25 protein-coding genes are annotated in these 24,525 nt (G+C 43.8%); 8 read left to right on the top strand and 17 right to left on the bottom strand.

Annotation, left to right across the window (positions count from 1 at the left end; genetic code table 11):
• Positions 1 to 6: 6 nt before the first annotated feature.
• Genes WCY03_RS01405 through WCY03_RS01380 form a run of 6 tightly spaced genes read right to left on the bottom strand, consistent with a single transcriptional unit; the run spans position 7 to position 5,635 of the window.
• Entirely contained in the window at positions 7 to 1,602 is a 1,596-nt protein-coding gene (locus WCY03_RS01405; protein ID WP_345993218.1) for an AAA family ATPase, read from the bottom strand.
• On the bottom strand, positions 1,599 to 2,729 hold the full coding sequence (locus WCY03_RS01400; RefSeq protein WP_345993217.1) for a restriction endonuclease: 1,131 nt from the start codon (positions 2,727 to 2,729) through the stop codon (positions 1,599 to 1,601). Before WCY03_RS01400 ends, WCY03_RS01405 begins: the two co-directional genes overlap by 4 nt.
• Positions 2,729 to 3,877: a hydrogenase formation protein HypD gene (gene hypD / locus WCY03_RS01395; protein ID WP_345993216.1), complete on the bottom strand. Its 1,149-nt coding sequence runs from the start codon at positions 3,875 to 3,877 to the stop codon at positions 2,729 to 2,731. Before hypD ends, WCY03_RS01400 begins: the two co-directional genes overlap by 1 nt.
• Positions 3,877 to 4,167, bottom strand: a complete 291-nt coding sequence (gene hypC, locus WCY03_RS01390) for a HypC/HybG/HupF family hydrogenase formation chaperone (protein WP_345993215.1) — start codon at positions 4,165 to 4,167, stop codon at positions 3,877 to 3,879. The genes hypD and hypC overlap by 1 nt, the downstream gene beginning before the upstream one ends.
• 1 nt (position 4,168) lies before the next feature.
• Positions 4,169 to 4,972, bottom strand: a complete 804-nt coding sequence (hypB, locus tag WCY03_RS01385) for a hydrogenase nickel incorporation protein HypB (protein ID WP_345993214.1) — start codon at positions 4,970 to 4,972, stop codon at positions 4,169 to 4,171.
• A 21-nt stretch (positions 4,973 to 4,993) separates the two neighbouring features.
• Positions 4,994 to 5,635 (bottom strand): hypothetical protein, encoded by a 642-nt coding sequence (locus WCY03_RS01380; protein WP_345993213.1) that lies wholly within the window; start codon positions 5,633 to 5,635, stop codon positions 4,994 to 4,996.
• Between the two features lie 152 nt (positions 5,636 to 5,787).
• Here WCY03_RS01380 and WCY03_RS01375 point away from each other — a divergent pair, with 152 nt between their 5' ends.
• Together WCY03_RS01375 and WCY03_RS01370 are read left to right on the top strand one after the other, a co-directional pair.
• On the top strand, positions 5,788 to 6,327 hold the full coding sequence (locus WCY03_RS01375; RefSeq protein WP_345993212.1) for a HyaD/HybD family hydrogenase maturation endopeptidase: 540 nt from the start codon (positions 5,788 to 5,790) through the stop codon (positions 6,325 to 6,327).
• A gap of 200 nt (positions 6,328 to 6,527) precedes the next feature.
• Positions 6,528 to 6,968 carry a DUF4395 domain-containing protein gene (locus WCY03_RS01370; RefSeq protein WP_345993211.1) on the top strand — a complete coding sequence of 147 codons (441 nt, stop codon included), beginning with the start codon at positions 6,528 to 6,530 and terminating at the stop codon, positions 6,966 to 6,968.
• A gap of 2 nt (positions 6,969 to 6,970) precedes the next feature.
• On the opposite strand, the gene WCY03_RS01365 is transcribed toward WCY03_RS01370, so the two are convergent.
• The 11 genes from WCY03_RS01365 to WCY03_RS01315 all read right to left on the bottom strand — a co-directional run bounded on the left by WCY03_RS01365 (position 6,971) and on the right by WCY03_RS01315 (position 18,303).
• Positions 6,971 to 7,528 (bottom strand): hydrogenase maturation protease, encoded by a 558-nt coding sequence (locus tag WCY03_RS01365; RefSeq protein ID WP_345993210.1) that lies wholly within the window; start codon positions 7,526 to 7,528, stop codon positions 6,971 to 6,973.
• The gene (gene hypF, locus WCY03_RS01360) at positions 7,525 to 9,807 is read right to left on the bottom strand and encodes a carbamoyltransferase HypF (protein ID WP_345993209.1); all 2,283 of its coding nucleotides are present in this window, start codon (positions 9,805 to 9,807) and stop codon (positions 7,525 to 7,527) included. The genes WCY03_RS01365 and hypF overlap by 4 nt, the downstream gene beginning before the upstream one ends.
• Positions 9,779 to 10,579 carry a hypothetical protein gene (locus WCY03_RS01355; protein WP_345993208.1) on the bottom strand — a complete coding sequence of 267 codons (801 nt, stop codon included), beginning with the start codon at positions 10,577 to 10,579 and terminating at the stop codon, positions 9,779 to 9,781. The genes hypF and WCY03_RS01355 overlap by 29 nt, the downstream gene beginning before the upstream one ends.
• A gap of 28 nt (positions 10,580 to 10,607) precedes the next feature.
• On the bottom strand, positions 10,608 to 11,234 hold the full coding sequence (locus WCY03_RS01350; RefSeq protein ID WP_345993207.1) for a hypothetical protein: 627 nt from the start codon (positions 11,232 to 11,234) through the stop codon (positions 10,608 to 10,610).
• A 5-nt stretch (positions 11,235 to 11,239) separates the two neighbouring features.
• Positions 11,240 to 11,701, bottom strand: coding sequence for a hypothetical protein (locus tag WCY03_RS01345; RefSeq protein ID WP_345993206.1), 462 nt, complete (start codon positions 11,699 to 11,701; stop codon positions 11,240 to 11,242).
• Positions 11,702 to 11,752: 51 nt separating this feature from the next.
• Positions 11,753 to 12,454: a cytochrome b/b6 domain-containing protein gene (locus WCY03_RS01340; RefSeq protein ID WP_345991435.1), complete on the bottom strand. Its 702-nt coding sequence runs from the start codon at positions 12,452 to 12,454 to the stop codon at positions 11,753 to 11,755.
• Positions 12,455 to 12,465: 11 nt separating this feature from the next.
• Positions 12,466 to 14,244, bottom strand: a complete 1,779-nt coding sequence (locus WCY03_RS01335; protein WP_345991437.1) for a nickel-dependent hydrogenase large subunit — start codon at positions 14,242 to 14,244, stop codon at positions 12,466 to 12,468.
• Positions 14,244 to 15,479, bottom strand: coding sequence for a hydrogenase small subunit (locus WCY03_RS01330; protein ID WP_345991439.1), 1,236 nt, complete (start codon positions 15,477 to 15,479; stop codon positions 14,244 to 14,246). The genes WCY03_RS01335 and WCY03_RS01330 overlap by 1 nt, the downstream gene beginning before the upstream one ends.
• A gap of 103 nt (positions 15,480 to 15,582) precedes the next feature.
• Positions 15,583 to 16,842, bottom strand: coding sequence for a nickel-dependent hydrogenase large subunit (locus tag WCY03_RS01325; protein WP_345993205.1), 1,260 nt, complete (start codon positions 16,840 to 16,842; stop codon positions 15,583 to 15,585).
• Positions 16,835 to 17,713, bottom strand: a complete 879-nt coding sequence (locus WCY03_RS01320; RefSeq protein WP_345993204.1) for a hydrogenase — start codon at positions 17,711 to 17,713, stop codon at positions 16,835 to 16,837. Before WCY03_RS01320 ends, WCY03_RS01325 begins: the two co-directional genes overlap by 8 nt.
• 2 nt (positions 17,714 to 17,715) lie before the next feature.
• On the bottom strand, positions 17,716 to 18,303 hold the full coding sequence (locus WCY03_RS01315) for a TetR/AcrR family transcriptional regulator (protein WP_345993203.1): 588 nt from the start codon (positions 18,301 to 18,303) through the stop codon (positions 17,716 to 17,718).
• A gap of 299 nt (positions 18,304 to 18,602) precedes the next feature.
• Here WCY03_RS01315 and WCY03_RS01310 point away from each other — a divergent pair, with 299 nt between their 5' ends.
• From WCY03_RS01310 to WCY03_RS01285, 6 genes are read left to right on the top strand one after another with little or no spacing between them, the layout of a single operon-like run.
• Positions 18,603 to 21,146, top strand: a complete 2,544-nt coding sequence (locus WCY03_RS01310; RefSeq protein ID WP_345993202.1) for a bifunctional diguanylate cyclase/phosphodiesterase — start codon at positions 18,603 to 18,605, stop codon at positions 21,144 to 21,146.
• A 29-nt stretch (positions 21,147 to 21,175) separates the two neighbouring features.
• Positions 21,176 to 21,487, top strand: a complete 312-nt coding sequence (locus WCY03_RS01305) for a hypothetical protein (RefSeq protein ID WP_345993201.1) — start codon at positions 21,176 to 21,178, stop codon at positions 21,485 to 21,487.
• 60 nt (positions 21,488 to 21,547) lie between these two features.
• Complete coding sequence (locus WCY03_RS01300; protein ID WP_345993200.1) at positions 21,548 to 22,336, top strand: ABC transporter permease; 789 nt, start codon at positions 21,548 to 21,550, stop codon at positions 22,334 to 22,336.
• Positions 22,337 to 22,371: 35 nt separating this feature from the next.
• A complete protein-coding gene (locus tag WCY03_RS01295) occupies positions 22,372 to 22,788 on the top strand; it encodes a hypothetical protein (protein ID WP_345993199.1) in 417 nt (138 codons plus the stop codon).
• Complete coding sequence (locus WCY03_RS01290; protein WP_345993198.1) at positions 22,770 to 23,705, top strand: hypothetical protein; 936 nt, start codon at positions 22,770 to 22,772, stop codon at positions 23,703 to 23,705. The genes WCY03_RS01295 and WCY03_RS01290 overlap by 19 nt, the downstream gene beginning before the upstream one ends.
• Entirely contained in the window at positions 23,702 to 24,352 is a 651-nt protein-coding gene (locus WCY03_RS01285) for a hypothetical protein (protein ID WP_345993197.1), read from the top strand. Before WCY03_RS01290 ends, WCY03_RS01285 begins: the two co-directional genes overlap by 4 nt.
• Positions 24,353 to 24,525: the final 173 nt, after the last annotated feature.

Genomic DNA, 24,525 nt, shown 5'->3' with positions numbered 1-24,525 from the left:
AATATGTCATTCTGTAATTTCTACATGATTTTCTAATATTGCAAGAGCTTTTTTAAAGCTCTCATCATCCGCATAAAAGTACTCTTCCAAAAGCGGTTTGATCTTGTACTCTTTTACAAAATCTAGCTCTTCGCTATTTTGTATATTCATAAAGTAACTATGACCTAACATGTAGTCTTCACTCAGTTTCTCTTTTATAAAATCATTCAACTCATTAAAGAGTTTTTTTGCATTATCATCTTTTACAAGCTCAGCTTTCGGCTTCATTTTCAAAAATGTAAAACGGCGGCGCAGAGCGATGTCGATGGTCGCGATGGATTTGTCTGTGGAGTTCATTGTGGCGATGATGTAAAGATTTGAAGGCACTTTAAAAGGCTCTTTTGAGTACGGCAGCGTTACTTCATACTTATCTCGTTTATCCTCTTCGATGAGTGTTATCAACTCTCCAAATATTTTAGAGATATTGCCTCTGTTTATTTCGTCTATGACTATATAGAAGTTTTGTTGCTTATTTTCAATAATTACATCTGTTGTTTGTTTTATATTTGCTTTGAATTTTTTAAATAACTCATAAACTTTAAAGTAATATGTTGCATGTTGGATTGACAATCTACTGATATTTTCTAGATCTTTTATCTCTTTTCTTTCTTGAATATTTTTATTATAAAACTCTAAAATATCAGAAAACTTCATTCTCAATCCACTTTCATGAGCACTCCAATTATCGCCTTTATATCTAAATGCATCTTTTTCAACTTCAAAAATATACGCTGTATTATTAATATCAAACTTATTTTTTTCAATTATTTCATCAGAGATATATTCACAAAACTCTTTAAATATTTCAGATATTTTTTTCTCTTCTATATACTCATTTGTTGATTTGGAACTATCTTCTAAATTTTTTCGTGCTTCATCAGCTATCAACTTAAAAATTCCATCTTTTCTAATAATATTATTGCTATTTTCATCGGGACGATAACCCTCTATAAAATCTTCATAAGAGTAACTTTGATGAAAAGTCACAAACTCGACTCTTTTCTCTTTTTTTATAGTTTCAAAAGTTTCATTTTCCAAGCTTACATGTAAGTTATTTAAAATAGTTTCAAATATCTCTTTTTGGCTATTGCCCTCTTCTATCATAGCAATTAAGTTTTTGTAATTATGAGTTTTACCAACCCCGGGAGCACCGTAGAGGATGATGTTTTTGATATTCATTAATACTTTTTTTTGCATTTCACTATCTATCACTTTGATGTCATACCCTTCTTGTTTAGCAAACTTTATCATATTGTTTACATTATCACAATTACCACCATTATTACCCCATTGAGTAGTAAAGTAAATCTCTTGATTATTATATTCAACAGGTTCAAAATATCTTTTCTTTAAATCTTCTGTTTTATTTTCCCAGTCTGCTTTCGAAAGAACTACAAAATTATTGTTACAATGCCATTGATTAAAAAGATTTTGTAAATCATGATAATTCAAATTTTTATTTAAATCTAAATAATGTTTGAAAATATCAAAACATAAATTTTTCAATGCATAACCTTGTCTGGCATTTTTTCGATATTCTTTGTCTTTAAATATTACTCTCAAAATAAGTTCTCCATTCTAATTTTCATAATTTCAACATATTTTCCATACCCACACTCTTCACAATCCAAATCCAAACTCTTTACATGTAACATCACTTCTCCCAATTTCAATTCATAATCAAAATGCTCCAAATGCTTCGGATATAAAAGCATCGTATTTGTCTTACCGTAGTTTTTGCCGTAGGCGAACATCTGGTATTTGTCGCTTTGTTTTATGTCCTCTTTTGAGTTTAACTTTTTGTACTTCGTGTCTATGATGGTGTCGTTTATGATGATATCCGGTTTTAATGTCAAGTCTGCGAACCTTTTTTCATTTTGAAGTTGTGTACCCGGTTTTAGTTCTTGAACCATTTTACCTACAAAACGCTCAAAAAGCACATTCATGTCAAATAAAAAAGCAAAGCTCTTTTTGTCTTTTGAAAAGAGCGGAACAGACTTGTTTAAAAGCAATTTTGCAAATTCAAAACTCTCTTGAAACCTGCTGTTAAGCCTATTGAAACTTACATATAAGGTATTGATATCTAAAGTGCTATATTCCACTTCATCAAGGACGAGTTCACACTGTTTTAAAAGCTTTTTGTTTTTCGTAAACGGAAGCAGTGTTTTTACGGCGTATAAGAAAAATTGGTTGAGCGCATTGTTCATACTAAACTCATCATATTCGCAATATATCTTGTTTTTTATGAAGTTGTATTTGAGGTTTTCATTGACAAGGTACTTGCCTCTAAGAGTTGTGAGATTATCTTGTTCGGTGATGTACTCTTTGTAGATTCCACGCTGAAACTCATGAAAAAGATTACGGGCAAAAAGTTGTATAAAAACTTCTAAAATAGTATTATTTTTTTCATTCTTGCAAGAGGCTATATCCTCGTTTTCAAGCTTGATATCATAAGCATACATCAGCATATAAATGAAGATATCTAAATTTGTTTCAGCATCATTTTTATACGCTATCTTTGGAAGCAGATAAAAATTTTTACCTTCAAAATTCAATATCCCGCAATACTGCTTTGTCTTTAATACATTCCAATCAAACTTGAAATATTTGTGAAGTTGCGGTGTAGCGACAATGTAGTCTTTTAGCTTTGTATCCGTAACTTCACTATATTCGTAGATTGTATTTAACATTAACTAATCAGATTCCCATACTTATAGTACGCCGCACATGCGCCTTCAGAACTTACCATACAGCTCCCGAGCGGCGAGCTGGGCTTGCATGCCGTGCCGAATATCGTGCATTCTGGCGGATTTGCCATACCGCGGAGTATATCGCCGCAGATGCATAGCTTGTGGTCTTCGATCTCCTCTTTTGGCAGGATGTCCGCGTAAAGTTTTTCGGCATCGAGCTCTTCGTAGATGCTTTTGAGCCTGTATCCGCTTTGAGGTATGTTTCCAAGCCCGCGCCATTTAAAAAGATCCGCTTTTTCAAAATACTTTTCTATCAGCTGCTGCGCTTTGAGATTTCCCTCGTGCGAGACCAGCCTTTTGTACTGTATCTCAAGTTCGCAGCGCTCTTCATTGAACTGGCGGATGAGCATCAGGATCGCTTCCATCACGTCAACGGGCTCGAACCCCGATACGACGACCGGACGGTTGTACTCTTTTGGAAACTTCTCGTATATCTTTGCACCCGTGATGACGCTCACATGGCTCGGTCCCAAAAAGGCGTCTATCCTGTTGTTGTAACTGTCAACATGTTCGTCACGGCTGTCTATGAGCTCCACCATCACCTCAGGCACCGTCACATGGTTTATATGAAAAAAGATGTTTTTGATACCGCGTTTTAAGACCGTATCGATGAGAGCCACGGTCATGGGTGCGGTCGTCTCGAAGCCGATGGCAAAAAACACCACTTTTTTTTCAGGGTTTTCCAAAGCGATCTTTACGGCATCCAAAGGGGAATAGACAAAACGCACGTCCGCCCCTTTTGCTCTGGCGTCTTGCAGTGAGCCTTTGCTGCCGGGTACTTTTATCATGTCCCCCAAAGTAACGAGTATGACGTCGTCTTGCTGACTCAAAACATACGCATGGTCGATGCGCTCTTTTGGCATGATGCACACGGGACATCCCGGGCCGTGGATGAACTTGATGTTGCCCGGCATCAGCTGAGGGAGGCCGTACTTCATGATCGAATGCGTATGACCGCCGCACACCTCCATGATGTTTATGGGACGGCCGAGCAGTTTGGCTTCCTCGTTTATGAGCTTGGCGAGTCCTCTTATGACACCCGGATCGCGAAATCCGTCATAGAGGTCTTTTAACTGTAAAGTGCTCATCATGTCGTCCTGTTGCCGCAGTCGTCGTCTTCTAAAACAAGTTTTTCCCGCTCCTGTTCATCGAGCTTTTCGAGTATTTCGTTGTAGACCTTCAAAGACTCCATAGCGTCCTCTTCGTCTATCTTGTTCATAACGAAACCTATGTGGATCAGGACATAATCGCCTACCTCTATGCTTCCCTCTTCGACAAGGTCAAGCCCCGCTTTTCTCGTCACTCCCATGGTATCCACCACCGCGACGTTTTGCTCTTTATCGATCTGCACGACTTTACTCGGAATAGACAAACACATACTAACCTCTCATCTTTCTTTTGAACTCTATCCAGTCTATGACTCTTTGGACGGATTCTTTATCTTTTATATTGACCTCTAAAATGTCCACGCCCGGCTTGAGTTTTCTGGCTTCCGTCTTTTCATGCTCGACGTCATAATCGAAGTACGGCAGAAGGTCGATCTTTGTTATGAGCACCAGATCGGCTTGACGAAACATCACGGGATATTTCTCTATCTTGTCGTTGCCCTCGGGCACCGAAACAAGTACGATGTTTAAGTGGCTCCCCACGTCATACGAAGCCGGACATACGAGGTTGCCAACGTTTTCCACAAAACAGACGTCCATAGTATCCATATCCATATGATGCAGCGCTTTATGCACCATGAACGCATCCAGATGGCATGCCGAACCCGTTTGTATCTGATGCGCCTGCACCCCTTTTGCTTTGAGTCTGTCGGCATCACGGCTGGTTTCGAGGTCTCCCTCGACCACACCGAACTTAAAAGACGCCAGCTCCGCCATATGCTCAAGCAGAGTCGTCTTTCCGCTTCCCGGAGAGCTCATAAGATTTATGCAAAGCACGCCGTGTTCATCGAAATGCTCTCTGTTATGCGCAGCTTCATGGTCGTTTTTATCCAGTATCTTCGTAATGACGGCTATGGTTTTTGCATCGTTAAGCTGCGGATTGTCATGCAGATGTTTGTGCGCCTCTTGATGTCTGTGCGAATCTTCGTGATGATCGTGATGATGCCCATGTCCGTGGTGATGTCCGCCATGCGAATGGCTATGCTCCGTTATGCTGCAGCCGCAATCTTTACACATATTTGTTTCCTTTTTTAGTTATTATGCTATCCATACCTGAGCACCTACGACCAAAGAGATGACTCCCGCCGTCGCAAATACCCTGCGGACATTTTTCGTGTTCGCCAAAAGATGATTGTTGATCTGAAGTATAACAGCTCCAAAACCTATAAATACTAAAGAAACGCCCACGACAAACGCCAGAACCATCGTCGAATCTACCGCCGCACCGTGAAGCATGCCCAAAGTGACCAGCATTCCGCGAACTCCGCCCATCCCCATCAAAGCGCCCATCGTCAATGCAGAAGAGGTGTCCGCCCTGTTTGAATGCGTATGCTCTTTGCCAAAGTAGATATGCACATGCTCCTCTCCTCCATGGAAGTGTCTGTTTACATGTATCTTGTTCGCCGCTACCAGATAAAGCAGATAAACGCCCATCCCGATGATGACGGCAGAGGAGATCATATCGCCGTACTTTGTCACCGAAGCAGGTAAAGAATACTCCTGCAAAAGTTTTGCAAATACAAACAGCATCATCCCATGTCCGAATGCAAACATCACCGTGATCAAAAAGGTCTTTTTCATGGATTTTCCTATGGAAAAGTCTGCGATCGCGGTCAGATGGTCGGGACCAAATGCATGAAGTATGCCGTACCAGAATATAAGAACGTACCCTAATTCCATACTCAACTCCTTTACGGTGAATATTCATTCAGATTTAAAAAAATTATAGTATATTTATGTAAAAGAAACATAAATCTTTTGATTTCTTATATATTTTTAGGACTAAATACTATAAAATATTTATTTGAATAAGATGTCTTGGGGAGAAAAAAATGAGTAAGATGAAATTTATTGTTCTGGGCGTCGGCAATATTTTAGAACTCGATGACGGGATCGCAGTCTATGCCACGTCATACTTGGAGAAAAACTACCGTTTTACGCCTGAGATAAAGATCATAAACGGCGGAGTCGAGGGGATCAATCTTCTCAACCTCTTTATGGAAAACGACTCTATTCTCATCCTGGATGCCATAAACATAGATGATAAGCCCGGCAGCATCTACCATATCCCCTCAAGCGAGATCAGCGGGTACGGCATAAACTCCGGAGGTGCGCACGAAGTCGGGGTGATGCAATGCATCGATATGCTTGAGCTGATGGGCAGGCCTCTGCCAAAGTCAAGCGTTTTGGGAATAGTACCCGATACCGTAAAAGTCGGCATAGGCCTGACTCCAAAGTTACGGGAATCTTTTTTGACTTATATCGATACCATCATAAAGATACTGCAAAAAGAAAACATCATAGTAGAAAAACACGACGATGCAGTGTCTTTAGACGATATTATAGAAACTTTTAAAAATCCCAAAAGATAATCCGGACAATCCGGATTAAAATGATATGGTATAAAATCAAATTCCAATAGCCTCAGTAAACCCCTTGAAAAGCCTCTTCTCTCATATTACCGTGTAAGTTAAAAATACATATTTGATCATCTCATTGACAATGAATAGGTATTCACTTATAATTCTTCCGTCATGACCGTTACCCGTCAAAAATATTCAAAGGAGAAAAGATGCTCAAAGCATGCCCTATTACTTATAGAAAAATAGATGAGACCGCCATCAGGATGCATGCCGGTCTCGTATCCGTTTTTGGTCTGATCTTTGTTTTTTCTGCCGATCTTGTCTGGCTTGTTATCCTGTTTTATGATTTTTTTGTAAGAGTGGCGGGATATAAAACGCTCAGTCCGCTGTTTCTGTTCAGCCGGTTTCTTGTCAGATTATCCTCATTAAAGATACATGAAGTCGATGCGGGTCCCAAACAGTTCGCGGCAAAGATCGGGCTGATCTTTGTTATCGGCGCTATGAGCTCTTATTTGTTTGGATTCATCCATGTTTCAACGTTTATCGTAGCCATTTTGACCGGATGTGCTTTGCTTGAAGCACTGTTCGCTTTTTGTGTAGGCTGCGAGGTCTATCCTTTTTGGCAGGCTCTGGTTAATAAAAAAGGATAAAGCTAAAACCCTCTGCCATGCTCGATGCTCGGGTATGCAAAAGTATGCAGTATATCGTCCAAAGAGATTTTATCCTCACGCCTTTTGGCTTTTACTCCGCTTTGCTGCAATACCTCTAGGACGGTGTTTATATAATCCTGCCAGATATCTCTCAAAGCAGTCGTCAGCCCCACTTCCACACTGATGATATCTTCGGGAACGATGCTCACCAAAACGGTGTCTGCCATATACTCAGCCATAGAGCATATCTGCAGCATCTCTGCGATCTCGACCTCGTTTGCCGTTTTTTTGACAAGCGTACCCTCAAGAAATTCGTTGCAGCTTTTCACTGTTATCTTGCCTGCTTCTTTGCCCTCTTCTGAGGCCGTGTTTACGATGACTACCTCTTTGTATTCCTGCAGCAGAGGCATAAGCAAGAAACCCAGCGTCCCGCCGTCGACAAACTCTATTTCAGGGGTGAACTCATAGTTTTCTTTGAGATATTTCACGGCATACAGACCTACGCCCTCATCTTTAAAAAAGGCATTTCCAGAACCGATTATCGCAACGTCTTTATTCATCGATCTCTCCTGTACACCGCTTTCCAGATCTGCCCCAAAGGGATGGATGCGTCGTTAACCGGGGTCTTCTCTTGTATGTAGTATCTGATCTTTCTTTCTTCGAAGACCTCGATAAGGTTGTCTACCAGCACCCTGTTTTGAAACACGCCTCCGCACAGCACCACTGCAAACTGCGGATATCTTTGTACTATATCCAATATAATATTTACAATCGTTGAGATGAGCATACCCGCACCCCTCTTTGCATCTTGAAGCCGTGTTATCTCTTTTATCATCTGCGAAATATCGATCGCTTTATCCTCTATCGTGTAGCCGAACTTCTTCTTTTTATCCACACTCTCGGTGATACTCTCTAAAAGCAGACCGCTGTGCCCCTCGTAATCAAGCTTTTGTATCACCCCCAGCAAAGAAGCCGCCGCATCGAACACTCTTCCCATGGAGCTGGTATACGGGGAGTTGATCCCTTTTTGCCACACCCTGTGAAGGTTCCTTATCTCTTCGGGCGTAAAGCTTTTTACCGTCTCGTTCTCAAGAGCAAGCACCTCTTCTAAGCCATAGCATTCAAACAGCAGGGAGAGTGCGGCGCGTCTTGGTTCTTTTACCGCCCTGCTTCCGCCGATCAGACGAAACTCCTTTAGGTGATAAACTCTTTCATAGCTTTGCGTATCTGCTATGAGGACCTCTCCTCCCCAGATCGTTCCATCGTCTGCGTATCCCGTACCGTCAAAGCAAAAAGCCAGCACCTTTTCATCCAAAGAGTACTCCGCCATGCAGGCAAGGGCATGGGCGTAATGGTGCTGTACCTCTATAAGCTCTATATTTGGATTCTCTTTTATCATCTGCTTCGCCCATTTACTCGTTTCGTACTCCGGATGCTTGTCGCAGACGATGATGTCTGGAGCAAAGTCATAGAACCTCTTAAAAGTTTCCAGTGTCCTTGTAAAATATTCAAACGCATCAAGAGAGTCCAGGTCTCCGATATGGGGAGAAAGGATGATATGATCGCCAAACGCCAAGGCAAGAGTGCTCTTCTGGTTCGCACCCACCGCGAGTATCCTCTTGTTGCTTTTCTTTGGGAGCAGAAAGCTCTTTGGAGTGTACCCTCTTGCAAGACGCATAAAGAGGTTCTTATCTCTAACCGTCTGCGCTACGCTGTCATCGCATCCGTTTACGATCTCTCTGTCATACGAGAGTACGGCGTCTATCACACCGCCCAGTTTTTTAAAGATATCTTTTTCATCCGTGATAATAGGCGCATCGCTCAGGTTCGCGCTGGTGGCTACCATGGGTTTTTTGAGCTGTTTTAACAGAAGGATATGCAGCGGTGTATAGGGCAGAAACACTCCCACTCTGTCAATATCGGGCGCCACATACTTACTAAGAGTGCCGCGGGGATGTTTGGCGACTATTACTATGGGGTGTTCTTTAGAGAGGATAAGTCTTTGCTGTACATCGTCGATGAGAGCCTCTTTTCTTATCGCTTGGATATCTTCAAACATCACCGCCAGAGGTTTGTTCGGGCGTCTTTTTCTCTCTCTTAGAGCCGATACCGCTTCATCGCTTGAAGCGTCGCACACCAGATGAAATCCGCCGAGTCCTTTTAGGGCCAGTATCTTCCCCTCATTTATGAGCTTTGCGGCGAGTGAGATTGCCTCGGAGTCTTCTGCCGTTCTGTTAGCCTCTTTGTCTAAAAGATAAAGCCTCGGGCCGCAATCTGGACAGCTTATGGGCTGGGCGTGGTAGCGTCTGTTTACAGGGTCGTCATACTCTTTTTTACATGCTTCACACATCTTAAAGCTGTTCATAGAGGTGTAGGGTCTGTCGTAGGGAAGCTCTTTGATGATGGAGTATCTCGGCCCGCAGTCGGTACAGTTGATAAAGGGGTAAGCATATCTGCGATTGGCAGGATTGCTCATCTCCTCTTTGCATTTTTCGCACACGGCGATATCTGGCGAGACCATCGTAAGCTTTGAGAGCTTTTCATCCGAAAGCTCTATACGAAAGCCGCTTGTGTCTTTAAGGGGAATATCCCCGCTTGTCACGCTCTCTACTTTTGAAAGTACGGGAGACTCCTCGCTGAGCTTTTTTATGAACAAAGCAAGAGAGGTCTCTTCTCCCTGCACCTCTATCAGGACACCATGGGCATCGTTACGCACGAAGCCTTCAAGAGAATGTTTTAAAGCCAGCTGATAGACAAACGGACGAAACCCGACCCCCTGGACCACCCCTTTGACCCTGATGCGCGCTCTTTTAGAGATAGGCTCCGCCGACAACGGCATTCTCCTTGCCTATGGGATAGTTGACGTTCATAAAAAAAGGCGTCTGTTTGAGGTTTCTGTGCATACGGCTGAAAAGGGAGAGGTTGGCGAAGTGGCTGCCGCAGAGGATGACGTTCTTTGCTTTGGTCTTTGTCTTTATCTCCTGTATCAGCTCGCTGAAATAATCCCCGAGGGATTCGAATATGGAGTAGCTCAAAAGCACGCTCTCTACACCGCCGAGCTGATAGCTCACTATGCTCGAGAGAAACGCGATATGATCGAAGCGGTTGTCTTTGACATGGGTGTCTATCTGGATACCCCCTTTGCCGATGAACTTCAGCGCCTCTTTGGTGACACCGCGCATGTTCTGCTCATCAAGCCCCAGTATGACGGCCGTGGCTTCAAAGAGGTCTATGCTGCCCCTCTCTTGGAGAAGCTCGAGTTTTTGATACACGGCGGGAAGTTTGGCTTTGAGGTTATTCACCAGACGCTCGGACCCCTCCCGTAAAGCAGCCATCCTCTCTAAAAGATCAGCAGCGTTAAAGTCGCGGGGAGGAACGACGCGTATCACTTTCTTACCGTCATAGTATAAAAAAGAGGCCTCCTCGTCGAAGTATGTCCCCACGCAGCTTGTGCCAAATAGACCGTGTTCTGCGATCACCGACATAAAAGAGGCTTCATCCTGATGCATAGAGGTCTGCTCGGAGTGCCACCGCTCTTTATCCTCTCCTTCAAGGACGACCGCTTTTGAGACATGGGCGGATTTGAAATGCTCCATCTTGTCAAAGAGCATCTCATCTCCCTCTTTTATGCCTATAAGCTCATGGGCGATGCTCAGAGTATCGGTTGCGGGAAAAAGTGCAGAGGGGAAGGATACCCGCTCTCCTTCGGCGATGAAGCGGATATCCTTGTCGATAAAGAGCCGCAGCTCTTTTTGGGGTCACCTCCAGATCATGATCCATCACCATGTCACAAGGAGTATCGCTGAGGGCCTCTTCGTAGCAGATATGATCCGTACCCAGTGTTTGCAGCTCTTTTGCAAGCAGGACGGTAAAGCCTTCGTCGGGGTATTTGACATCGGCGGTGTTTCCCAGTGCTCTTTTTAACCCCTCCTCTTTTAGGGCCATATGCAGGATCGGCCGCTCGATGCAAAGCAGCGCGTTGAACTCCTGATCTATCAGGGAGAGATACTCCGTGATCTTTTTGGCATTGATCATCATAAGGATCGAACTCTTGTGTGCATGTTCGCTCTTATAAAAGAGTCTGTACCCCATGGCCGTCTTGACGAGGAGGCGTTTATCGTCAAGCAGCGCTTTTGCCGCGACCTCAAACATCGTCCTAAAACTTCCCGCGTCGTTTGCGTAGCGCTCTTTGCCTTTATGCACCAGCCTCACGGGTACGCCGCATTTATGGCAGCTGTTGATCCTATGGGCTTCTCTGATCCCCACGCCGTTTATCTCAGACTCGCACTCCCCGCAGGCCTGAAAGAACTTAAAAGAGGTGTTCTTGCGCTCATAGGGAAAGCCCGTAAAAAATCCGTACTGTCCTGCGCAGTGGCTGCAGGAGTGAAGGGGTAATAATATCTGCGCGAAGAGGGATCGAAGATCTCTTTTTGGCAGGAGGGGCACAGGCCAAGACCCAGCGGATAGCGTATCTCGTATGAGGGAAGGCTTTGCGGTTCCTCCTTTGTTTCATAGTGCGCACTGCCCGTTAAGAAACAGGATGCCGGCAGACGCCGTGCTATCGCATCGACACAACCTTGCAGGTCCTTATGTCCCGATGCCAGAGCACAGACGATCTTTCCCGCCTCTTTATGTACGGAAGCTTTTATTCCGTGTTCTCTGATGATACTGATGATATAGTTTTTGATATAGTCTTGAGAAGAGCTTGTCTTTAATTCCAGCACGAATGCCATTTGATTCCTTTTAGCAAAGAGGAAGAGCACTTCCTCTTCTGCCGTGTCATATTAGTTCTCTTTGACGAATTTGCTGCCGCCAAACACAATGGCGATATCGCCCTCTTTCCAGAATACGGTGCGCCATATCTGATAATAGATATGAAACATCACCCACGCGACGATATACCACATGCTGTAGTGATGCGCGATACGGACATCCATGATCGTCCCTCCCGTCACGACGAGCGTCCAGTCGGTCGTCAGATGCAGCATCCACGGCCACCAGTTCCCTATCGAGCTTATCCCCGATTCAAGCCCCGAGACGTACAGCTGCAGTCCTGTAAAGAGCATCCACACCAAAAGCAGGTGGAAGATGAGAAAGTAGACGGAATTAAAACTGTCCGTATGCGCGGAATCGAACTTTTTACGTCTGTTGAGCGTCACGAGGTTTAAAAACACTTCGAAAAACTCCGAGACGTTCTTTGCGGTGGGAATCACCTTCTTGTAAGCCTTTTCAAACCTGCTGAAGAAGTAGAGATACGCGATCACCACCGAGGTGACGTCAAAGATGATGGCTACTATGAAGTGCCCCCATCTGTTCCATGCCATCACATACTTGTCCACCGCGCCATCGGCGATGAGTGTCTGGTAATAGGGATGCCCTATATACAGACCCGTTATGATCGCAACGACCATCGAGATCGCATTCGCCCAGTGGATGATACGTCCCGCACTCGTCATGCGTCTTACCTGTTTATGTTCAGAGTTCATGATAAGCCTCCTTAGACACTGCACTGCGTGTCTATCTTATAGACGCCCAGCTCTTTGCCCTTCGTATCGAGCACATGCACCGCACAGGCGATACACGGGTCGAAGCTATGGATGGTGCGGATGATCTCCAAAGGCTGCTGTGGGTCGGCCACTTTCGTGCCGATGAGGCTTGCCTCGTATGCACCCATCCTTCCCTTATAATCACGCGGTCCGGCGTTCCAGGTAGAAGGGACCACGGCCTGATAGTTGGCGACCTTGCCGTCTGCTATTTTTACCCAGTGTCCCAAAGCACCGCGGGGCGCTTCTGCAAGTCCCATACCTTTGGTCTTTACGCTCACTTTATCAAAGTCAAACTCCGTCCAGGTGCGAAGATCGCCCGCTGCTGCGTTTGCGGCGAGTTCATCCGCCCACTCGACGAGCATATCGGCCATCAGCTCCGTCTCCACCGCGCGCGCCGCGGTTCTTCCTACGGTACTAAAGAGCACGGAGACCGGAAGGTTTCCGCGTTTTAAGAAGTTCATCACGTATTTGGTGATCCTCTCGTCTTTTCTTGCCACTCCCACGATCATACGCGCAAGCGGTCCCACTTCTACGCGGGTATCGTTGTAGATAGGAGATTTTATCCAGCTGTATTTCTCATTCGTCTTCAGGTAGGCGATACCGTCTGAGCGTTTGTCAAGACCTGTATATTTAGGAATGGTCTGACCGTCGTAAGGGTGTAGAGGTTTGCTTCCCTCATACCAGGCATGCGTGACGTCCTCTGCGATCTTTTGAGGGTCCACATCCTGTACTTTGGAGATATCGCCGCCGTACACTATGCCGCTGGGAAAAAGCAGAGCGGATTTATAAAAGCCGGTATCGTCCAGACGAAAATCCCCGTAGCTCATATAGTTAAGCAGACCGCCTCCCGTTCCGCCTACGCCTTTGCCCTCCATCAGCTCGCTGAAGGTGGCTTTTGAATCGGTCGCCTCATCGGCGTACATCGTCCCCGCCATGTAAACATCGGGAAGGTATGCCTCTTTTACGAATCTCGTACCGTCTGAGAGCAGCTGTTTGAACAGGGCTATACGCGCAGGGTTCTCGATATCCTGCACACAGGTCACACCGCCCACCACGATGGACTGTGGATGCGGGTTCTTTCCGCCGAATATCGCCTGCATCTTCGCCAGGTCGCGCTGAATATCCAGCGCCTTTAGGTAGTGCGCCACGCCTATGAGGTTCTGTTCGGGGGTCAGTTTATAGTGTTTGTTGCCCCAGTACCCGTTGCCAAATATTCCAAGGCGTCCCTGTTTTACGAACTTGGCGACACGGTCCTGGATCTCCTTGAACTCGCCTTGACCGTCGGTATACGGGTTCACGCCCGCGACACCTGCCCACTTTCTGGCTTCTGCGGCGGTTTTTGCGGGATCTGCCGAGAGTGCGGAGACCACATCCACGAAATCAAGTGCATGCAGATGGTAGAAGTGTACGAGATGGTCATGGACATAGAGCGATCCCTGAATCAGGTTGCGCACGATACGCGCGTTTTTAGGGATGGTGATATCAAATGCATCTTCGACGGCCTCGATGGATCTCTGGTAATGCGTACCCGTACACACGCCGCAGATACGCATAGCCAAGAGTCCGCAGTCGCGCGGATCGCGCCCCTGCAGGATGGTCTCTATCCCGCGGAACATCGTCGATGCGCTGTATGCGTCTACTATGGTGTTGTTCTCGTCTATGACCGCCTCGATCCTCAGATGCCCCTCTATACGTGTTATAGGATCCACTACGATATGTTTCTTGCTCATTATTCTGCTCCTCCGTCTTCTTTTTTACCGCCGATTGCACTGGCGATCGCATGAATACCTATACCTATACCCGCTGCGGTGAGCAGTCCCAGACCGAACTCATCGACGCTTTTCTCGACTCCGCCCGCCGGCGCTTTTATCTTCGCGTTTGCCATCGGGCGTTCATATGCGTATTTATCCCAGAAATCGGGTTCCGAACAGCCGATACATCCGCGTCCGACCCCGATCGGCCAGTTCACCGCTTCGTTATAGCGTATGATGGAGCAGTTGTTAAACGTCATCGGGCCTTTACATCCCATCTTGTACAGACAAAAATTGTTCTTCGCTCCCTCGTCGCCCCACTCTTCCACATACTCTCCCGCATCGAAGTGCGCGCGTCTTTCGCAGTTGTCATGGATACGGTATCCAAAGGCGAATTTCGGACGCAGCAGGGAATCGAGTTCGGGAAGCTGTCCCGTGAGGATATAGTGGATAACGACCCCTACCATGTTGGCCGGGTTTGCCGGACAGGCGGGGATGTTAATGAGGGGTTTGCCTTTTACGACGTCCATGACGCCCACGGCCTGTGTCGGGTTGGGAGCAGCCGCGGGAATACCGCCGAATGTCGCGCACGCGCCTACTGCCACGACTGCCGCAGCATCTTTGGAGACACGCATCAGGTGATCGTAAAAGGTCTCCGCGCCTGCACCTATGGTGCCGTACTGGCCGTTCATCCCCATAGGCACCGAGCCTTCTACAAAGAGCAGGTATTTGCCTTTAAAGGTCTTGATCGCGTCTTCGAGCTGTTTTTCCGCCTGAAAGCCCGCTGCGGCCTGAAGCGTTTCATGGAACTCCAAAGAGATGATATCCAAGACGATCTCGTCAATCTTGGGCCCGTCAGAACGCAAAAGCGCTTCGGAGTTGCCCGCGCAGTCTTGGAGTTCCAGCCAGATGACCGGAGCGCGGTTCATAAGCTCCGCGGCTTCGGCCACTAAAGGGGAGAACATCGGAGGAAGCATAAGCATCGCCGTCGTCGCGCTCACCCATTTCATAAAATCGCGTCTGTCGACGCCGTTGTTACTTAACACTTCGCTAAAATCCAGCCGGTCGTTTGCAGGCTGTGATACCCGTAGTTCCCGTAATCGTGTCTGACACCTCTCAAACAGATCGTTGTAATAAGACTCACCTTTGTTCGTCTCGACTCGAGCGCTCCTTGAGGTAAACAACTTCTTCACCCCTTCGATTCTATCCGGCATACCAAACTCCTTGAAAAATGAATGTTCATTCAATTAGCTAAATTGTAAAGAAATAAATCTTCAAGATTGCTTAAATAATAAAAAGTTATATGTTATTTTGTGTTTAATGAGTGGTGCAGACCGAGCAGACATCAAAAGTCTTGAAAACCAGTTCTGCGATATCTGTATTATTGAGTCCTATCATCGCTTTTTGGGAGACACCGCGGTTTTTATTATCCCCGCCGCACAGGTTCCATTGTGTGGGAGTAATGATCTCGTAGTTTTTTATTACCGAGTTTTCGATCTCTACTTTATGGATCAGAGTTCCTCTGGCCGCCTCTACGGCCGAAGAACCGCTTGAATTGAGCTGAGATATGTCGATATCGGGTTTTATGTAAGAGGGCTCGCTCAGATCCAGTTCTTCGATCAGTGATCTTGAATGCGTTAAAAGCCCTGCTATCTCATATACACGGGCTAAAATCCTTGTGAACATACTGTCTTCATATCTGCCGTGCGCATCTTTGATAAGAGGATTTTTTTTGATCATTGCACGGGCAAGAGGCCCTACCTCATAATATCTGTCGAGATAGTGAACGCTTTTTGCAAACGACGTCGTCGAATCGGATTCTCTCACATCTTCGACAAAGACGTTACGGTATATCCTGGCGTTAAGCAGCTTGCCTTTTGCAAAACAGCTGTTTTCCCCAAAAGCTATAAATCTGTCGTAGCTTTTGCCAAGTTTCTGCCAGCCGTTCTTTTCTATCGTTCTTAAGATATCGGGCAAATCACCCTGCTTTGTCATGATATCTGCCGTGTTTTCGAGTTTTTGCAGCGTTTGAATATCCGCATTTGCGACATTTTTCTCAAAAAATCCTATCGTCTCGTCTATGTAGCGCTGCAGTTTAATGATATCCATATTGGTGATCTCGCAGGCAACTCCTCCCACTATAGCATACGAAGTATGCGGGTACTGGCCGCCAAAGAGCGCTATGGCTTTTCCCATCAGCTGAGACGGATGAAGAGCTTTCATGATCTCCTGTTTCAAACCAAAAAGAGGAAATATAGTCAGGTAAAACCATTTAAAGTGGTTTTGGATGATCTCGAAGTTCAGCGTAAGTTCTCTGATGATCTTTGCTTTTTTTGAGATCTTGATATCCTCGTAACAGCTTTCCAAAGCCTGTACCGTGGCGATAAGATGCGCATGCCCGCAGATGCCGCAGACTCTCGGATTTATCACCAAAGCGTCCAAAGGTGATTTGCCTTTGAGTATCTCTTCGATCCCGCGCGAAGACATAAAATCGACTTGAACGTCATCGATCCTGCCCTCTTGAAAACTAAAGTTAAGTTTGGCTTCGCCCTCGATTTTTTCTATCAGCTTAATCATCAAACAGCTTCCTTTCCAGTCTGTCAATGGTAAACGCTTTGGTGATCCCGGCTAGTGTCAGATAGGTCCGTTTTGATACGCCTACGGGCAGATGTTCCGGTATACCCATATTTTTTTTGGTACTGAAGAGATTTTGTTTTGGAAAGTCCGGTTCGGTGCATCCCATACATGGCAGACCCGCCCGCGTTTTGGAGTTTACTTCGTTCCATAGTATTTTGTTGCAGCTGCCATGGGTGAAAGGGCCTCTGCAGCCATGGTCATAAAACATACACCCTTCCAGTTCTCCGAAATTGTGCTTATCCACCTTATATTCGAAATATTCGTTTCTCGTACAGCCGTTATGCACCGTATAGGAGAAAAACTCTTTTGGCCTCAAATAGCTATCGAGCTTTAAAGAAAGCCTCTTTTTGATCGCATAAAGCGTATTGACCAGAACCTCCGGATGGATCGGACAACCCGAGACCGATACGGTCTTCTCAAAAACATCGTTAAACTTGTCTGTACGGTTTTGTTCTTTAAAATGCAGACCCGAGACATCTTCGTAAGCACTTTGCCTGAATATTCCGCCAAAAGTGGCGCACGTTCCGACAGTGACTATCGTTTGGGCTATTTCGGCATATTTTTTCACGATATCGACCGCAGGGATTCCTGCCTTGATAAAATCATCCGCGATAGCACCCTCTATAAGCAGGATATCACACGCTATCTCTTTGGAGATGATATCTTCCAAAGAGTAATTTGAATCTATGACGGGATGATAAATAAACTCAAAATCATTTAAGAAGCTCTCCAGATGGGGGTAGTTCAAAAAAGAGTGAGTGTTTCCGTTGCAGGCCATCAGGCTCAGCCATAAAACTCTCACTTTTTTCATGATTATACGCTTAATGCTTTATATATATTGGACGCTACGTCGTCGATATATTCGTCGAGCTCTTTTGGAAGTACGTTTTCGCCTTTTAAAAACACCATACCGCCCATATAGCCCATGAAAAGTCCAAACGCGCTGAAAAAATCCTGATCTCTAAGGTCGCCGCATTTTACGCCCTCTTCAAAGTAGATCATGATCTCGGTGACGAAATCGTTGACGCATATCATACCCTCGCATCCCTCTTTAAACACTTCGCGCGTGGAAAGATAGATGCGAAGAAAATAATCTATCATCTCCGGTCTGAGCAGTGCCGTTTTAAAATAGATCTCAACGATCTTTCTGGTCTTTTCTCTGGTAGAGATATTTTGATCGTTTACCTCTTTGATCTTTTTCCCGAAATATGAGGATACGAACTTGATAATCTCTTTTGCAAGCAGGTCTTTTGATTTAAAATAGTTATACATATTTCCGACGCTCATCTTCAAAGATAGTGCAATATCCGGTATCGTCGTGTTATAAAAACCTTTCGTCGCAAAAAGATGCAACGATGCAAGCATGATCTGCTCTCTTTTCTGCTCTTTTTTATCCGTCAAAATAAATGATCCTTTTTTGTGAATAACAGTTCAATATTGTATCAATAAATATACATAACTTTGCAATTATTCATATGATTTTAGCCGTATTAATCGTTCGTGTAACCTATATATACTTTCATATCTCCGGTTGAAACGAAAAACATACGATCAATTTTTTATATTCTTTCTATTGCATCTAAACTATCTATGTTATACTTATCACCATTTAAATCGATCCATAGGTTATTGATTTAAGACATTAAATCGAAATTAACTTTTTTGATATACTATATCATCAAAATTTCACAGGAATTAATATGCCGAAAACTCTGAAAAACTTTATATTCGCGATCAATGTCATCCTTCTTTCCCTGCTTTTTATTTTAATCTTTCTATTTTCGACATACATTCATATGACATTAGCCGAAAGAAGCGCCATTAAATATTCACATACAATTTCAAATCAGATTTTTTCATCTATGTACCAAGTTATGAAAAGAGGATGGAACAGAGATGATCTAAATGATTTTATACACTCTTTCAAATCTAATTTCAACGATTCAAATTACGTCATCAACGTATATAGAGGACCTCTTGTCAAGCAGCTTTTCGGGACGGTGGAAGAAAGCGAAAGAGATGATGTCGTAAACCGTACGTTTGTGACCGGAAAAAAAGAAACGGTAAATAATTTTGGACTCTTAAAAAATTCATTGCCTTTAAATGCAAAAAACGAATGTTTAAAATGCCATGTCAATGCCCATGTAGGCGATACGCTCGGCGTGATCGAAGTGGAACAGGATCTCAACAGTATTATGAGCAAAACGTTTTTTGAGTATATATATTTCTTTTTGATAACTATCCCGTTATTTATTTTGGCCGCTTTTTTCGTATCAAGGTACACCAGCGCAAAAATAACGAATTCGCTGAAACTGTTTAACAACAAAGTGCAAAATATAAACTCGATGGAAGATTTTAAAGAGTTTGATCCGACAGAGATAGATCTGAAGTTTGAAGAGATCAACGAAATCATAGCAAACGTAAACCTTCTTGCCCAAAAACTAAAAGCGATCGCCGTCGACAAAGACCTTTTGGAGTTTGAAGTACAGCTGCTCGACAAGTTCATCATCACTTCCGATGTCGTAAAAGACTGGCGCGACTATATAGGCGAACTTTTGATCGATATCAACCATGTCATGCCTACATATACCCTGATGACAATCTTTAGAGTCGGTGACGACCAGTTCGAAGTCGACATATTCTGGTACGGCGTTCCAGAACCGCATGTAAAAGAGAAGTTCGAACAATATGTAAGAGACGAAGTAAAAGAAACCGACCACTTTTTGGGATACACGGATTATACGATCCGCCACAATATATCCGAACACAGCAAGAACATCAATATCTCGCACTACGAAAACTTTGCCCATAGAACGAAATCGCTCTTTTTGGACACTCCAAAAATAGGAGGCATAGTGGGCCTCAGCGTTCAGTCTGACATAGCGATGGATCCGGTCAAACACATCGTCATCGACAGTATACTCACGACCATGGCAAACCTTGTCGGTTCGGTAAAAGCCATCAACAAATATACCAACGACCTGGAATATTATGCCGCGCATGATCCTTTGACGGGATTGTTCAATCAAAGGATATTTACGGATCTGCTGGAATACGAAATAAAAAGATCAAATCATCACGACTACTCCTTTGCTCTTTTGGTCATCGACTGTGATAATTTCAAACCGATCAACGACCGTTACGGGCATGCATTCGGAGATATCTTCCTGCAGGAATTTTCAAGACTTCTGGTCGAGAACAAAAGAGAGGAAGATATCCTCTCACGCTACGGCGGAGATGAATTTACCCTCATACTCCCGGAATGCGATCTAAAATGTGCAGTCGCCATAGCCCATAAGATCATCAGTGCCATCGAAGATTATAAACTTTTAAGTACGGACGGCAGCTACGTCGGTGTCACCGCTTCTATCGGTGTATCGATATACCCTGACCATGCACAAACGGAAAAAGAGCTTTTCCTCATCGCCGACAGTATGATGTATAAGGTCAAAGAGGAGGGTAAAAACGGGGTAAGGATACCTTCTGGTGACGATATTCTTTCTGTGATAAAAGAACAAAAAGCAAAATCTGCTCTTCTTGTAGATGCCGTTACGAACAACCGCATCGTCCCGTATTTTCAGCCGATTCGTACTACATCCACCGACGAGATCAAGATACATGAGCTGCTGATGCGTATAGAGATAGACGGTAAGATAATACCTGCTTATGAGTTTATAGAGGTCGCAGAAAGTATGAGTATGATAAACCGCATGGATCTCATGGTTATAGAAAACGCATTTAAAAAGATCAATGAGGAGAATTACGAAGGGACACTCTTTATAAACCTTTCTCCAAAATCTCTGATTGTGGGGAATTATGCGGACTCCATAACGACCTTGGTAAAAAAATACAATATTTCAAAAGAGAAGATTGTATTTGAGATAACCGAAAGAGAAACGGTGAAGAACTTCTCAATCCTGGAAAAATTCGTCATTAATCTAAAAATAGCCGGATACAAATTCGCCATTGATGATTTTGGCTCAGGTTTTTCATCGTTTCATTACATCAAAAAATTCCCTATCGACTACTTGAAGATTGACGGCGAATTCATTATCAATATAAACAAAGACAAGCAGGACCGCGCTTTTGTCAACAGTATCTTGACGCTCGCCAAAGAGCTTAACGTCAAAACGGTCGCAGAGTTTGTCGAGGATGAGGATATCGTACAGTCATTAAAAGAGATGGGAGTCGATTATCTTCAGGGCTTCCACATAGGAAGACCTTCAAGCACTTTTTCTAAATAAGTGCTTATCTATAAGAAATAAAAACGGATATGAAAAGAATATTACAGGAAAAAGCAAAACAAATCGCGCAAAACCCGGTCGCAAAAAAAACCATTGCTTCTATGAAACCGGAAAAAACGATATGGGGATTTTTGGGGATCATTTTCTTTTTCATACTGCCAGAGGTCGTGGCATTTTTTTACGGAGCCGACATAACCTCGTATGCAAATGCCCAGCTTCTGCAGCCAAACAGTACCGAGATGTACTACTATTATAAACTTCTTGTGATGATGTTTGAAGACGGTGTCAGCTGGTTAAACCTCACAGTTGGCTTTGGTCTGCTTGTCTGGCTATTTTTTTAACACCATTTTTGTGATATTATAAAGGTAAAATAGCACGTAATCATACAGAGGTGTATAAAAGTGGTTGTAAATGTTGTAGAAAATATCGGTAATGCTGCGATAAGAGCCGGTTCATCCGTATATGAAGCCATCAAGTTCGCTATCATATGCATGGTGCATATGTTAAGACCAAAAAGCTACAACCCCGCAATGATAACGGTGCTTACAAAACAGATCTACTTTACCGCCGTGGAGATCATCCCTTTTTTTACCTTTCTTGCGGTTCTGTTCGGTTCTATCATCATAGGTTTTGTCGTATCCTTGGCATTTGAGTATTCGCTTCAAGACCAGATAGGATCTATCATCATCAACTTTACGCTCGATGAGTTCGCACCTTTTTTTACTGCCCTGCTCATATCGCTGCGCTCAAGTACGGCGGTCAATACAGAAATAGCAGTGATGAAAGTCAACCATGAACTAAGCACGCTCGAACACTTCAAGATCGATCTCATCGATTATCTTTTCATCCCGAGGATCTTCGCAGGAATGCTGAGCGTCACGTCTTTGTCCATAATTTTTGCTATCATCATGCTAAGCAGCGGGTATATATTTACGCTCTTTTACATGGGGATGGATATGAACTCTTATATCAAGATGCTTATCAGTTCCATCGAGGTCAAAGACCTCGTCGTTTTGATCTCTAAAAGTGTAGCATTCGGATTTGTAATCATGCTTATTCCCATATACAGCGGGCTCAAAACGATGCAGAGCTACAGCGCCATCCCCATCTCCGTTTTAAACGGCATGGTCAAGCTCTTTATCGCTATCTTCGTTATCGAGGTGTTATCATTACTGCTGCAATTACTATAAAACTGTTTCATCACTATAATGAACTTGAAGAGTATGTGGACTCTCTGCAAGATACAACCGTTATCAGGGAGCATATACCGCTTATATCGAATCTCAATATCGTAGAGAACATCGCTATAATCCAAGAAGTTCATGCGTACAAACAGGTCATAAAAGCCGAAGCGGAGGCACTAGAACTTTTAAGGATTATAGCCCTTGAAGAGATAGCTCAAAAAAGAGCCTCCCAGTGCAGCGAGTTCGAAATCTTCTGCGCCATGCTCCTTCGCGCCTTGATGAACGATAACGAAAGAATCGTCATAGTGACGCCCTTTAGTTTCATCACCTCGCTTACCAGTATAAAAGAGATAGCCGAAGTTATCTACAAACTGGATATAAAAAAAGATATAATAATAGCGGATATGAAAAACAATCAGACCAATTACGAAGGAGACCTATGCCATATAGCAGAATGAAATTAGCAGTCGGTGTCTTCGTGATCGTTCTCACAAGCGTCCTGACCATTTTTTTCTATCTTATCCTCAAAGAGAAAGGCGCTTTTGAAAAAAGATACAGCTACAACTTCTATGCCGCAAGCGCCGCTCCTTTTAAGGTCGGTATGCCTCTTTCATATTCGGGCTTTGACATAGGTACGATCGATGACATAAGGCTCACCGACGACGGCAACGTCCATCTTGTCTTCTCCGTTTCCAAAGAGAACAGCAAGTGGGTGTGTAAGTACTCCGTGCTGCTTTTGGTAAAACCGCTTATCGGCTCTCCGCATATAGAAATTCTAACGACGGTAGGCAACACCCCTCTTAAGCCGAATACAACTCTTGAGCTTTTAGAAAGCGACGATATCAACGATATGATCACAAAACTTCAACCTGCAATCACAAAGATGATAAAAATCATAGACAACATCGAAACGATCACTTCAAGACTCTCCAGCGATAAAGGCGAACTGGCGCATTCGATGAAGAACATAGACACTATCACGACCCGCATAGCAAATAACAAGTCTCTGCTTACAAGCATAACCGGAGATCAAAACAGCACAGATGCACTTGTCTCCTCTTTAAATGAGACGCAAAAGACTATGCAGCAAATACATGATATCAGCGTTAAACTCGATAAGATCATGGGCGGACTGAACGAAAACCTGGTAAAACCGTCCAATGAAGCGTTACAAAACATCAATCTCATCATGAAAGATATACAGCAAAAATTAAAAACCCTCAACGGTACGGTAAAAGCGGTCGGCGGCTACGATAAGGATCTCACAACCATAAAAGAGCAGATAATGACGGGTATAGATAAGACCAATAAGGTGATGGAAAAAGTGGACGCTCTGCTTCAAGACGATAAAAAAAGCAAGGTCGTGCTGCCATGATAAAATATATACTTCTTTCATGTACTCTTGTTCTTCTTGCTGGCTGTTCGTTTGCAACTCCGAAAAACGATTGGCAGATAAACAGTATAAATGCATATGAAAGCTATAAAAGATACTATTTGAAAAATGAGGACAATCTTGCAGACACCGATCTCAAACGCGCCGTAAAATATGCAAAACAAAGTGCCGATCTGGATACTCTGGCAAGAATCTACTTAAGTGAATGCGCATTACATACGGGTGTTTTAAAAAAAGATAGCTGCGAAAAGTACAAAGATTTAGACTCTCTTGTGGTCTCAGACGAACTGCACGGCTATTACCTGTTTTTACAAAACAGGATCACTAAAGAAGAGATCAAGAATCTGCCTTCGAGATACAGGGACTTTGCCGCGTTCAAAGAAAACGGTGATTATAAAGATGCGCAAAAAGAGGTGCAGAAAATGGACGACATAGTCTCGAAAATGATAGCCGCTTCGCTGATAAAGGATGCCTTAAGTGCAGATACCGTCAAAAAAATTATCGAGGAGGCCTCGTTCTACGGTTACAAGAAAGCCGTTGTAAGCTGGATGAAGTTTTATAAAACTAAAATAACCGATGATAACGAAAAAGGCCTGATCATGAAAAGATTGAAAATACTCAGTGACTAAAAGTGATAAATGGACATATCACTTTTAAATCAAGCTTTGAATTTTAAGGATTCTTAGAATCTTACACGAAAATAGTTACAGTAGTGTTAATAAAAACAGTGTCAGCTTTTACAGTTTTTTTAGATTTTATCAGATACTATACGATGAAATCGATTTTTTCGCAAATACTTGGA

It is taken from the genome of Sulfurimonas sp. HSL-1716, from assembly GCF_039645975.1.
In the GTDB taxonomy this organism is placed as follows: Bacteria; Campylobacterota; Campylobacteria; order Campylobacterales; family Sulfurimonadaceae; genus Hydrocurvibacter; species Hydrocurvibacter sulfurireducens.
This window is presented reverse-complemented; position numbering and strand designations above follow the sequence as displayed.